We start from the raw sequence: 12,470 nt of genomic DNA, 5'->3' as shown, positions 1-12,470 counted from the left end.
ATGGAGAGGGGTTCTCAGGATGAGCAGCGCACCGGTCTCGCTCCACGACTTCGTCGTCGTACGAGGGCGTGGCTACCGTCCCGACCAGGTCGACGCCTATGTCGACGCCCTCTTCCGCGACCGGGACGCCGCCTGGGAACGGGCCGCGCGGCTCACCGTGCTGGCCAAGGAGATGGAGGCCGAGGCGGAGCGGCTGCGGGAGGAGGTGGCGCAGCTCGCCCCGCAGACGTACGAGTCGCTGGGGGAGGGGGCGCGCCGGCTCTTCGAGATGGCGCAGGAGGAGGCCGAGGCCGTGCGCGAGCGTGCGCGGCAGGACGCGCAGCGGCTGAAGGACGAGGTGCAGGCGTGGGTGAACGGACTGCGCGACGCGGCGCAGGAGCACGCCGACGCCCTGCTCGCCGAGGCCGACACCTACGTCGATCAGCTGCTGCTCCCGGCGCGCGACGAGGCGGACGAGATCCGGGTCGCCGCCCGGCGCGCGGTGCGTGACGAGCGCGGACTGGAACTCCTCGCGCTGCGCGAGCTGCGTCAGCGCACCACCCGGATGCTCACCGAGCAGGCCGATGAGCACGCCGAGCGGTGGGCCGGACTCGAGCGGGAGACCGAGGAGCGGCTGGCCGCGCAAGAGGCGGCGGAGCAGGAGCGGCGGACGCGGGCCGAGGCGGCGCTGTCCGAGGCGAAGCAGGCGTTCGCGCAGGCGGAGGCCTCGTCCCGGCAACTGGAGGAGGAGGCGCAGGCCCGCGCGGCGGAACTGCTCGCGCAGGCCCGGGAGAAGTCGGAGGAGATCGCCCGGGAGACGGAACGGGTGCTGCGCGAACACGGCGACATGTGGGACGACGTACGGACCCACATCGGCCAGATGCGCAACAGCCTCTCCGCGCTCACGGGGCAGGCCGCCGCCCTGGAGTGAACCGGAGCACCGGCTTCCCACGGCCCTCCGGGTTCCTCCGACCCCCGTATCAACTCCGATCCGCGCCCCTGCGCACCGCCCCCGCCAGGATCCACCCCTCCACGGCCTCGTACTGCCGCCGCTGCTCCTCGGACTCCCGCCGCCCCGACACGACCGTCCCGAGCCACCCGAACAGGAACCCGGCGGGGATCGACACCAGTCCGGGCGTGGTGAACGGGAACCAGTTGAAGTCGGCGTCGGGGAACGCCGAGACCGGTGAGCCGGAGACCAGGTTGGTCCCCGGCATCAGCGCCAGCACGACCGCCGAGCCGCCGATCAGGGTCCACAGCAGGCCGGCCCGGGTGTACCGGCGCCAGAAGAGGCTGTAGACGAGGGCCGGGGCGATGGCCGAGGCGCCCAGGGTGAAGGACAGGGTGACCAGCGGCTGGAGGCTGCGGTGCTGGACCATCGTCGCCAGCACGATCGCCGGGACGCCCACCGCCAGCGCCGACACCCGCGCCAGCGTCATCTCGTGACGGCCGCTCAGCTCCCGTACCCGGGTGGCGAACACGTCATGGGCGAGGGAGTTGGCGCAGGAGAGGATCATGCTCGCCACCGAGGCGAGCACGGTCAGGAAGATGGCCGTGGTCACCGCTGTGAAGAGGAGGGACTCCGTGGTCGAGACGTCGGCGCCGAAGACGGCCCTGGACGCCAGCAGATACGCCGTGTTGCCCTGCGGGTCCGCCCCGGCGATCACCTCTCGCCCGATCAGCGCCGTCGCGCCGAAACCGACCACGGTGATCACCAGCACGAACAGCGCCACGCTCGACACCGCCCAGGACATCGACCGCCGCACCTGACGGGCGCCGCTCGCCGTGTACATGCGCATGGTGATGTGCGGCAGCACCGCGCCGCCGAGGACGACCGCGAACTGGGAGCTGATCATGTCGAGCCGGGGATACGACCCGCCCGCGAACTGAAGGCCCGACTCCAGGAACGCCGAGCCGACCCCGCTGCGCTCGGCCGCCGCGTCGAACAGCGCGCCCGGGTCCCAGTCGAAGCGCCGCAGCACCAGTACGGCGATTACGGCGCCCGACCCGAGCAGCATCACCATCTTCAGGATCTGGATGAGCGCGGTGCCCTTCATCCCGCCGATCGCCGCGTAGCTGATCATCAGCACGCCCAGCCCGATGATGCACCCGGTCTTGAGGGAGTCGCCGGAGAACCCCAGGATGAACGCCAGCAACTGCCCGGTCCCCGCCAGTTGCACCAGCATCAGCGGCAGCAGCGCCGCCAGTGTCACCGCGCACGCCGCGATGCGTACGCCCCGCCCCGGCATACGGCGCGCCAGCGCGTCGCCCATGGTGAACCGGCCCGCGTTGCGCAGGGGTTCGGCCAGCAGGAACATCAGCAGCATCAGCGACAGGGTCGTGCTCAGCGCCAGCACGATCCCGTCGTAGCCGCACAGCGCGATCACTCCGGTCGTGCCGAGCACGGTCGCCGCACTGATGTAGTCGCCCGCGATCGCCAGGCCGTTGCGCATCGGGGACAGGGAGCTGTAGCCCGTGTAGAACTCGTCGAGGTCGTCGCGGTCCGGGCCGGTCATCACGCACAGCAGCAGCGTGATGGTGGCCACGGCACAGAAGGCGACCAGCGACATCGCCTGCGCGTTCCCGCTGAAGTCCGTCATCGCCCGGCTCCCCTCTTGGCGTCCAGCGCGGCCTCCCGGCGGATGCGGTCCGCGAGCGGGTCGACGTAGCGCCGGGCGGTGTGCTCGTAGAGGGCTATCGCCAGCCAGGTGACGGGCAGTTGCAGCAGCGCGAGCAGCAGTCCGGCGGGGAGCCCGTCGGTGACCGTGCCGGTCATGAACCCGGGGGCGAAGGCGGACAGGATCAGAAACAGCGTGAAGTACCCGAGCGCGGTGAGCGTCGCCACGCGCCGCTGCCAGCGGTAGGCGCTGCGCAGGACCCTGAGGTCGCTGTGGTGCCCGAGCGGCGGGTGGTCCGGGGTGCGGTGCCGTGGGGGCGCGGGTGGCTGGGGTGGGGCGGGTGGTCGCCAGGGGTACGTGTACTGCTCGTACTGCTGGTACTGGTCGTGCGGGGAGGACATCCCGGTGCTCCTTGCGTGGCTCGGGTCCGGTGCGGCGGACCGCAGGGAGGTGGGGGGCGGGCGAGCCACGCACGTTACTTCGGAGTACGGGCAGTGCGCGAGGGTTTCACCAAACTGGGCGGTCGGTATGCGCTTGCTATGCCAAACCGTGTCTGACCTGGGGTGTTACCCGCATTAACTCAGACTTTTGATTCTCCGTCAGTGCCCGAGGTGCGGGCGCCGGCAGCGGATCCCGGGGCGGCCGTCGATGGTGATGTGCTCCACGACCGCGAAGCCATTGCGCTCCAGGACGGCCCGGGAGGCGAGGTTGTCCAGGGTCGTGATCGCGACCAGGGACGTCAGCCCGTACGCCGCACCCGCCATCTGGCACATCTGCGCGACGGCCGCCGTGGCGACGCCCTTGCCCGCCGCCTTCTCGCCCACCCGGTAACCGAGTTCGGCGCAACCGTCCTCGACGTCGACCAGGTTGACCCGCCCGACGAGGCGTCCCTCGCCGGACAGCACCACGTGGAAGTGGCAGATCCCGGCGTCCTGTTCGGCCAGCAGCGCCTCGAGCCGGGCCGTGAAGTCGGCGAAGTACGCGTCCCCGCGATCCGGCACCGTACGGGCGAAGTACTCCCGGTTCTCGCGCTCGAAGGCCAGCAGGGCGTCCGCGTGGTCGGCGCGCAGGCGCTCCAGGGTCAGCATGGGGAAAGGGTATGCGCTCGCGCCCCCGTGGTCGTCCGACTCCGGTACGGCAGGTACGGCGCCGGTACCCCCACTGGCCACCCCCGCATTACGACCCGGGCCTGACGCCCGGCCAGGGGCCCGCGGCCTACCGTCCTCCGCATGAACAGATCACGCCTCTCAGCGCTGGCCGCGTCCGCCGCGCTGGTGCTCGGACCTGCCACCCTGACCGTGCCGGCCGCCGGCGCGGAGCCGGCCCGCGCCCCGGCCACAGCCTCCGCCGCCCCGATCGCCGGCTCGGCCCAACTGCCCCGCCCCACCGGCCCGCACACCGTCGGCCGCAGCACCCTCCACCTCGTCGACGCCGGTCGCCCGGACCCCTGGGTGCCGTCCGCCGGGCCGCGTCAGCTCATGGTGTCCATGTACTACCCGGCCCGCCCCGGCACCGGCGGACCGACGGCCCCGTACATGACGATCGAAGAGGCCCGGTTCCTGCTGGAGTTGAGGGCGCCCGAGGCCACCGTTCCGCCGGAGGCGATCAGCGGCGTCCGCACCTGGGCGCACCCCGACGCCCGACCGGCGCACGGCAGGTTCCCGCTGGTCGTGCTCTCACCCGGGTTCACGTTCCCGCGCGCCACCCTCACCGGTCTCGCCGAGGACCTGGCCAGTCGCGGATACGTCGTCGCACTGGTCGACCACCCGTACGAGAACGCCGGTACGACCCTGCCCGACGGGCGCACCCTGCCCTGTGCCATCTGCGACGAGTTCTCCTCGATCGGCGGCTCGAGCGTCGCCGAGAGCCGGGCGCGGGACGTGTCGTTCGTGCTCGACCGGCTGACCGGGCGGCATCCTTCGTGGCGGCACGCGCGCGTGACCGACGCCAAGCGGATCGGGATGGCCGGGCACTCCATCGGCGGCAATTCCGCGGCCGCGACCATGGCCGGCGACGCGCGCGTGCGGGCCGGCGTGAACATGGACGGCAGCTTCTTCTCCCCGGTCCCCGGCGGCGGTCTCGACGGGCGCCCCTTCCTGATGCTCGGGGCCGAGGACCGTATGGGCGACAAGACCTGGCACCAGAGCTGGGCCGACCTGGACGGCTGGAAGCGCTGGCTGACCGTCGCCGGGGCCGACCACGGCTCCTTCACCGACGTGCCGCTCCTCGCGGAGCTGGCCGGCATCCCGGACACCGCGCCGATGCCGTACGAGCGCTCTCAGGTCCTCACGCGCGCGTACGTCGCCGCGTTCTTCGACCTGCATCTGAAGGGCGTGCCACAGCCGGTGCTCGACGGGCCGTCACCGGAGAACCCCGAGGTCACCGTCCGTCTTCCTTGAGGGTGTCTTCCGTAGGGACGTCTTCCTTGGGGACGTCTTCCTTGAGCACCGGGAACCGCCTCGGCGCCAGCAGCAACAGCACCAGGAAGGCCAGCGCCGCCGCGCACGACGCGCCCAGATACACAGCGTGCACCGCGTCGGCGATGGCCCGCCTGGTGGCCTCCGGCGCCCCGCCGCCCGCGTCCAGTGCCCGCGTCACCGAGTCCAGGTCGCTCGCCCCGCCGAGCCGCGAGGCCAGCACGCCGTTGGCCACCGCGCCGAAGAGCGCCGCGCCGACCGTCTGTCCGGTCTGCCGGCAGAAGAGGACGGATGCCGTCGTCGTACCGCGCTCCGACCAGCCGACCGTCGACTGCACGCCGATGATCAGCGGCAGTTGGAACAGGCCCAGCGCCGCCCCCAGCAACAGCATCAGCAGCGTCGGCTGCCAGGCCTGCCCCGGATACGGCAGGAACAGGAACGCCAGCAGGATCAGCGCGGCCGTGCCGATGCCCAGCATCGCCGTGTTGCGGAAGCCGATCCTGCGGTACACGTGCTGGCTCAGCGCCGCCGACACCGGCCAGCTCAACGTCCAGACGGACAGCACGAATCCGGCCGCCACCGGGGCCAGGCCGAGCACCGCCTGGGCGTAGGTGGGCAGGAACACCGTGGGCGCCACCATCAGCAGTCCAAGCGCGCCCAGCGCCAGGTTCACCGCCGCGATCGTCCGGCGCCGCCACACCCACCCGGGGATGATCGGCTCGGCCGCCCGGCGCTCCACCAGCACCACGACCGCCGCCAGCGCCAGCCCCGCGGCGAACAGGGCGAGCGACGGCCCCGACAGCCACGGCCAGGCCACCCCGCCCTGCACCAGCGCCGTCAGCAGCGCACCCCCGCACGCGAACACCGCAAGCGCGCCCGCCCAGTCGACACGCGCGCGCGTGCCCGTCGTCGAGCGGTCGCGCCCGGGCTCGTGCAGGTGGCGCGCGATGAGCCACAACGCCACCGCCCCGATGGGCAGGTTGATGAGAAAGATCCAGCGCCAGTCCGCGTACGCCGCCAGGACACCGCCCAACCCCGGCCCGGCCACCGCCGACAGCGCCCACACCGTCGACAACCTGGCCTGGATCTTCGGGCGTTCCTTCAGCGGGTACAGATCGGCGGCCAGCGTCTGGACCGTGCCCTGCAGGGCCCCGCCGCCCAGCCCCTGCACGATCCGGAACGCGATCAGCGCCGCCATGTTCCAGGCCACCGCGCACAGCGGCGACCCCAGCAGGAACACCGCCGCGCCCGCGATCAGCACCGGCTTGCGGCCGAAGGTGTCGGAGAGCTTGCCGTAGACCGGGAGGGTCACGGTCACGGCCAGCAGATAGCCGGAGAAGAGCCAGGAGAAGACCGAGAAGCCACCGAGGTCGCCGACGATCTGCGGTACGGCCGTGGAGACGATGGTGGAGTCGAGCGCGGCCAGCGCCATCGCGAGCATCAGGGCCGCGACCACCGCCCCGCGTTTGCCGGTTCCGGTGCGCTGTGCGGTGTCGCGTATCGCGGGTCTCGTACTGCCCACCGGGTTCCTCTCCTGTTGCTTTCCCCTTGCACCTATCCACCGCCGAACAGCTTCCCACTTGACCCTGACGTCGCGGCAGGGCGGAACCTGGATGAGCCCGAGGGGGAGACGACCCCCTAGGCGTCCCCTAGGCGGTCTCCACCGTGGGGTGGATCGCCCCTAGGGGGACCTCCGTACTACGTCTCGGGGAGGGTTGGTACCGCCGGAGGACGAGACGGTGCGGGGGCCGTCCTTAATCTGGCTTTACGCCGCTGAGAGGGGGGCGGTCGGGGAGGTCGGGGAGGCTGACCGAACCGGCGGGGGTGGGGTTTTCCCCCGTACAAGACGGGGTTCGGCACCAGCGCGCCGGACCCCTGTGCGGCGCCAGACTCAACGACGTACCCAGTTCGACGACGTACCCAGTTCTCGACGTACCGGGCACACCGCCTCGTACGTTCATCCGCGACCGATATAGGAGACATACCGTGACATCGGCTGTGACCATTCCCAGGCACGGGGGCACTGGAGGGCGTACGGCCGTTGCCGCGCGGGCGCGGCAGGTCGTCAAGGCGTACGGGTCGGGGGAGACCCGTGTCGTCGCCCTCGACCACGTCGACGTGGACATCGCGCGTGGCCAGTTCACCGCGATCATGGGCCCCTCGGGGTCCGGCAAGTCCACCCTCATGCACTGCCTCGCCGGGCTCGACACCGTGACGGCGGGCCAGATCTATCTCGACGAGACCGAGATCACCGGTCTGAAGGACAAGAAGCTCACCCAGCTTCGCCGGGACCGGATCGGCTTCATCTTCCAGGCGTTCAACCTGCTGCCGACACTCAATGCCATCGAGAACATCACGCTGCCCATGGACATCGCCGGCCGCAAGCCCGACAAGCAGTGGCTCGCGCGCGTGGTCGACACGGTTGGACTTTCCGACCGACTCAAGCACCGGCCCACCCAGCTCTCCGGCGGCCAGCAGCAGCGCGTCGCCGTGGCCCGTGCCCTGGCCGCCCGCCCGGAGATCATCTTCGGTGACGAGCCGACCGGAAACCTCGACTCGCGCGCGGGCGCCGAGGTGCTCGGCTTCCTGCGGCGGTCCGTCACCGAGCTCGGACAGACCATCGTGATGGTCACGCACGACCCCGTCGCCGCCTCCTACGCGGACCGGGTGCTGTACCTCGCCGACGGCCGCATCGTCGACGAGATGTACCAGCCGACCGCCGACGCCGTCCTGGACCGCATGAAGGACTTCGACGCCCGGGGGCGTACGTCATGACCGTCCTGAAGACCTCGATGCGCAACTTCTTCGCGCACAAGGGGCGGATGGCCCTGTCGGCCGTGGCGGTGCTGCTGTCCGTTGCCTTCGTCAGCGGCACGCTCGTGTTCACCGACACGATGAACACCACCTTCGACAAGCTCTTCGCCGTCACCTCCTCCGACGTCACCGTCAGCCCCAAGGACGCCGACGACGAGGACGACGGCAACGGCACGGGCCGCCCCGTCTCGCTGCCCGCCTCGACCGTCGAGCAGGTCGCGGCCGTGGACGGCGTACGCAAGGCGGAGGGCGCCATCGCCTCGACGAACGTGACCGTCGTCAACTCCGAGAACAAGAACATGGGTTCCTCCACCGGCGCGCCCACCTTCGCCGGCAACTGGACCCAGAACGACCTGAGGTCCATGGAGATCACCTCCGGGCACGCCCCGCGCGGGCCCACCGAGGTCATGGTCGACGCGGACACCGCCGACAAGCACGACCTGAAGCTCGGCGACGAACTGCGCACCATCGCCGCCACCGGCGACATCCGCGCGAAGATCGTCGGCATCGCCTCCTGGAAGGTCACCAACCCGGGCGCGGCCGTCGTCTACTTCGACACCGAGACCGCCCAGCGCGGGCTGCTCGGCGCCCCCGACCGCTTCACGCAGGTCTCCGTCACGGCGGCGGACGGGGTGAGCGACGCCCAGCTCAAGCGGAACGTGGCGCAGGCGCTGGACGGTGCGTCGGGTGGTGCGTCCGGCGACGCGTCCGGTGGCGCGTACAAGATCCAGACGGCCAAGGAGACCGCCGACGAGAACCGCAAGGACGTCGGCGAGTTCATGGACATCATCAAGTACGCCATGCTCGGCTTCGCCGGGATCGCGTTCCTGGTCGGCATCTTCCTGATCATCAACACCTTCTCGATGCTGGTCGCCCAGCGCACCCGTGAGATCGGCCTGATGCGGGCGATCGGCTCCTCGCGCCGGCAGGTCAACCGGTCCGTGCTGGTGGAGGCGCTGCTGCTCGGCCTCATCGGCTCGGTGCTGGGCGTGGGCGCCGGTGTCGGCATCGCGGTCGGCCTGATGAAGCTGATGTCGATGGCCGGCATGAACCTCTCCACCGACGACCTCACGGTGAAGGTGACGACCCCCGTGGTCGGCCTGATCCTGGGTGTGGTGGTCACCGTCCTGGCCGCCTACCTCCCCGCCCGCCGCGCCGGCAAGGTCTCCCCGATGGCCGCCCTGCGCGACGCCGGTACGCCGGCCGACGGCAAGGCCGGCCTGGTGCGCGGCCTGATCGGACTGGTCCTGACGGGCGCGGGCGCCTTCGCCCTGTACGCGGCCGGCACGGCCGACAAGGCGAGCGAGGGCGCGCTGATGCTGGGCGCCGGAGTGGTGCTGTCCCTGATCGGCTTCGTCGTCATCGGCCCGCTGCTCGCGGGCGTCGTCGTCCGGGTGATCAGCGCGGTCCTACTGCGGGCCTTCGGACCCGTGGGCCGCATGGCCGAGCGCAACGCCCTGCGCAACCCGCGCCGCACCGGTGCCACGGGCGCCGCCCTGATGATCGGCCTCGCCCTGGTGGCCTGTCTGTCGGTGGTCGGCTCCTCGATGGTCGCCTCGGCCACCAGCGAACTGGACAAGTCGGTCGGCGCGGACTTCATCGTCATGCGCGGCCAGCAGATGATCGTCCCGGACGCCGAGAAGGCGATGCGGCAGACGCCGGGCCTGGCGCACGTCACCCGCTCCAAGGACGTCAAGGCCACCCTGACCTCGCCGGACGGCAAGACCGACGACAGCGGGCTCACGGCCGCCGACCCGACCTACGCCGAGGACCTGCGCCGTACGACGACGGAGGGCACCCTGTCCGCCGCCTACGGCAAGGACGCCATGTCGGTCGGCTCCGACTACGCCACGAAGCACGGCGTGCACGTCGGCGACACCATCACCGTCGCCTTCAAGGGCGGCGAGACGGCGAAGCTGAAGGTCGCGGCCATCACGGACGACGACACCTCCTTCGACCAGGGCGCGCGCTACACCAGCATCGAGACGCTGCAGAAGTACCTCCCCGCCGACCGGATCCCGCAGAGCCAGATGCTGCTCGGCAAGGCGAAGGAAGGCCAGGAGGAGGCGGCGTACGCGGCCCTGAAGAAGTCGCTGCACGACTATCCGCAGTACCCGGTCCGCGACCAGACCGACTACAAGCAGGAGCTCAAGGACCAGATGGGCCAGCTCCTGAACATGATCTACGGCCTGCTGGCCCTGGCGATCATCGTCGCGGTCCTGGGCGTGGTGAACACCCTGGCCCTGTCGGTGGTGGAGCGCACCCGCGAGATCGGCCTGATGCGGGCGATCGGCCTCTCCCGCCGCCAGTTGCGCCGCATGATCCGCATGGAGTCGGTGGTGATCGCCCTGTTCGGCGCCCTGCTGGGCCTGGGTCTGGGCATGGGCTGGGGCGCGACGGCCCAGAAGCTGCTGGCTCTGGAGGGCCTGAACGTCCTCGACATCCCGTGGCCGACGATCATCGGCGTGTTCATCGGCTCGGCCTTCGTGGGCCTGTTCGCGGCGCTGGTGCCGGCGTTCAGGGCGGGCCGGATGAACGTGCTGAACGCGATCGCGACCGAGTAGCCACCGCATACGGGGGTTGCGGGGGAGGGGCCCGGCCCGGAGGGATTTACCTGGGTATCACTCAATGATCACCCAGAGATCACCTTCCGGGACCGGGCCCCTCGGTCGTCGTCACTGCCGCTTGAGCAGTACGACTCCGTAGACGTTGCCCTCGACGGTGTACCGGGCCTTGGGATGGAGGGACCGGACGTAGCCCTCGACATCCCGGTAGCGCTTGCGGGAGTTGTCGAGGGCGATGAAGTCGGGGTTGATGCCGCGCGTGTTGGTGATCCAGAAGACGCGGCAACGCGAGGTGAGCCGGCTGATCGGCGCGATGTTCGCCTCCACGGAGGCGCCGTCCGGAACCTCGGCCAGCAGCCGTTCGATCGCGCTTACGCGCGCGGGCTTGCGGTAGATCTCGCTCTCGGTCAGCGCGGCCAGCGGCAGCGAGGTGGTCAGCGCGAGCGAGGCGGCCGCGACGGCGGCGGGCAGGTGACGGACGTACGAGCGCAGCCACGCGCGCGTGCTGTGCCGTGCGGTGCCGAGGGCGTCGACCAGGGCGAGGGTGACGATGGGCATCAGGACGGCGTTGTAGTGCCAGTCGGTCCCCCAGTACTGCGGATACGAGGAGACGAAACGCCAGCCGATCGTGGGCAGGGCGACGAGCAGGATCGGGGAGCGCAGGGCGAGCAGCCCGCTGGTCGGGATGAGCAGCCAGCCGAGTGTGCGCAGCTTGGTGTCGAGACCGTCGAAGGGGCCACCGCCGCCGGACTCGTCGACCTTGCTCCAGTAGTCGTAGGTACCGGCGGAGTTGAAGCTGGGTATGACCAGCAGCAGGGTGACCACGAGCGCCACGGCTCCGAAGACGGCGACACCGACCGCGTACCGCGTCGCGCGCGGCGACTCCTGTCGGGCCCGCCAGGCGACGACCAGGGCGATGGCGGTGAGCGTGAACCCCAGGTCCTCCTTGACGAGAACGAGCGGCATGGCCCACAGCAGCGCGGCCCGCCAGCGCTGGGCGAGCAGCGCCTCGAGGCTGAAGGCGATCAGTGGCAGGGCGAAGCAGATCTCGTGGAAGTCGAAGTCGACGGCCTGCTGGAGCCCCCACGACAGCCCGTACGCGACCCCGATCGCCAGCCCGCCCCACCGCCCGAGCAGCCGGACCGCGGCGCGGGTGACGGGGACGGCGGAGAGGGCGAACAACGCGGCCTGGGCGATGAGCAGAGTGACGGGGGAGGGGAAGACCCGGTACAGGGGCGCGAGAAGCGCGGTCACCGGACTGAAGTGATCTCCCAGGATGTTGAACCCGGGCCCCTTGAGGTCGGCGATCGGCGCCTGAAGATGCGCGTAGGACCGGATGACCTGCTCGAAGATCCCAAGATCCCAGGACCGCTGCCCCAGATGCCGGTACCGCCCCACGGACACCACCGCATACCCGACGAACAGCACAAGCGCGAGCAGCCAGGGATCTCGCCGGGCAGCGGCGTCCTGCGACTGATCCGTGGAGCGCGCGTCGGACGCCGGTATATGAGGCTCGGAGGAGGTATTGGGCGTCGCCGAGGGAGCGGGGGTGGGCATGAGGGGACGATACGCGGTGCGGGATGGCGCCCTTTCGCCCACCCGTGCGACTCGGTCGGCGCGGGATTTCGGACACAGGTCCGTGTTGTGCGGGTACAGGTTGCTTTTGTGCGGGTACAGGTTCCTTTCGGCGGTCCCGCGCGTCCCCGAAGGCCTCCCGCCGACACCGGTCGGCACCATTCGGCCCGTCCGGTGTTCGGGAACGAGATCAACACCGGTCAAGGCATCCCAGCCCGCCCGGCACCCGAGGCCGAGCTCTCGCCGCCCCGAACCCCACCCACCCGCGGGGCACACCTGCTTGCCAGGGACCTCTGGTAAAAGCCGGTCCGCGCCTCTCAGTCGGTCCGGTGTTCGAGGACAAGGCTGTGCCGTCCCCTGCCCCCACCCACCCGTTGGAGGCGCAGGTGCCATCGACGGCACTTTTCGATGCCGGCCCGCATCATCCAGCCCGTCCGGCGTTTGAGGACAAGGCCCGTTCAGGGCCGGCAGCGGGGGTCTGGGGGCGCAGCCCCCAGAGAGCG

Annotated in this window: 9 protein-coding genes; 4 read left to right on the top strand and 5 right to left on the bottom strand. The window is 70.9% G+C overall.

Translation table 11 applies throughout. From position 1 onward, the window contains the following. Nucleotides 1–19: 19 nt before the first annotated feature. A complete protein-coding gene (locus tag ACP4J3_RS20005) occupies nucleotides 20–910 on the top strand; it encodes a cellulose-binding protein (protein WP_426536238.1) in 891 nt (296 codons plus the stop codon). 49 nt (nucleotides 911–959) lie between these two features. On the opposite strand, the gene ACP4J3_RS20000 is transcribed toward ACP4J3_RS20005, so the two are convergent. The 3 genes from ACP4J3_RS20000 to ACP4J3_RS19990 form a co-directional block, all read right to left on the bottom strand. Further along, nucleotides 960–2,579, bottom strand: a complete 1,620-nt coding sequence (locus tag ACP4J3_RS20000) for a cation acetate symporter (RefSeq protein WP_426536236.1) — start codon at nucleotides 2,577–2,579, stop codon at nucleotides 960–962. Next, complete coding sequence (locus tag ACP4J3_RS19995; protein ID WP_426536234.1) at nucleotides 2,576–2,998, bottom strand: DUF485 domain-containing protein; 423 nt, start codon at nucleotides 2,996–2,998, stop codon at nucleotides 2,576–2,578. The genes ACP4J3_RS20000 and ACP4J3_RS19995 overlap by 4 nt, the downstream gene beginning before the upstream one ends. A 198-nt stretch (nucleotides 2,999–3,196) precedes the next feature. Continuing rightward, the gene (locus tag ACP4J3_RS19990; protein ID WP_426536232.1) at nucleotides 3,197–3,685 is read right to left on the bottom strand and encodes a GNAT family N-acetyltransferase; all 489 of its coding nucleotides are present in this window, start codon (nucleotides 3,683–3,685) and stop codon (nucleotides 3,197–3,199) included. A gap of 141 nt (nucleotides 3,686–3,826) precedes the next feature. Between ACP4J3_RS19990 and ACP4J3_RS19985 the strand changes: the two genes are divergently transcribed. Continuing rightward, a complete protein-coding gene (locus tag ACP4J3_RS19985; RefSeq protein WP_426536230.1) occupies nucleotides 3,827–4,996 on the top strand; it encodes an alpha/beta hydrolase family protein in 1,170 nt (389 codons plus the stop codon). Here ACP4J3_RS19985 and ACP4J3_RS19980 read toward each other — a convergent pair. After that, nucleotides 4,977–6,536 carry an MFS transporter gene (locus ACP4J3_RS19980; protein WP_426536228.1) on the bottom strand — a complete coding sequence of 520 codons (1,560 nt, stop codon included), beginning with the start codon at nucleotides 6,534–6,536 and terminating at the stop codon, nucleotides 4,977–4,979. The two genes, ACP4J3_RS19985 and ACP4J3_RS19980, sit on opposite strands and share 20 nt — an antisense overlap. Before the next feature lie 464 nt (nucleotides 6,537–7,000). Between ACP4J3_RS19980 and ACP4J3_RS19975 the strand changes: the two genes are divergently transcribed. Together ACP4J3_RS19975 and ACP4J3_RS19970 are read left to right on the top strand one after the other, a co-directional pair. Further along, nucleotides 7,001–7,789, top strand: coding sequence for an ABC transporter ATP-binding protein (locus ACP4J3_RS19975; RefSeq protein ID WP_426536226.1), 789 nt, complete (start codon nucleotides 7,001–7,003; stop codon nucleotides 7,787–7,789). Further along, nucleotides 7,786–10,392, top strand: coding sequence for an ABC transporter permease (locus ACP4J3_RS19970; protein WP_426536224.1), 2,607 nt, complete (start codon nucleotides 7,786–7,788; stop codon nucleotides 10,390–10,392). The genes ACP4J3_RS19975 and ACP4J3_RS19970 overlap by 4 nt, the downstream gene beginning before the upstream one ends. Nucleotides 10,393–10,503: 111 nt before the next feature. On the opposite strand, the gene ACP4J3_RS19965 is transcribed toward ACP4J3_RS19970, so the two are convergent. Continuing rightward, complete coding sequence (locus ACP4J3_RS19965) at nucleotides 10,504–11,949, bottom strand: DUF2079 domain-containing protein (protein WP_426536222.1); 1,446 nt, start codon at nucleotides 11,947–11,949, stop codon at nucleotides 10,504–10,506. Nucleotides 11,950–12,470 lie beyond the last annotated feature (521 nt).

The sequence above is a fragment of the Streptomyces sp. UG1 genome (assembly GCF_049974585.1).
Lineage (GTDB): Bacteria > Actinomycetota > Actinomycetes > Streptomycetales > Streptomycetaceae > Streptomyces.
The sequence above is the reverse complement of the archived record's forward strand: the minus strand, read 5'-3'. Positions and strand labels throughout refer to the sequence as shown.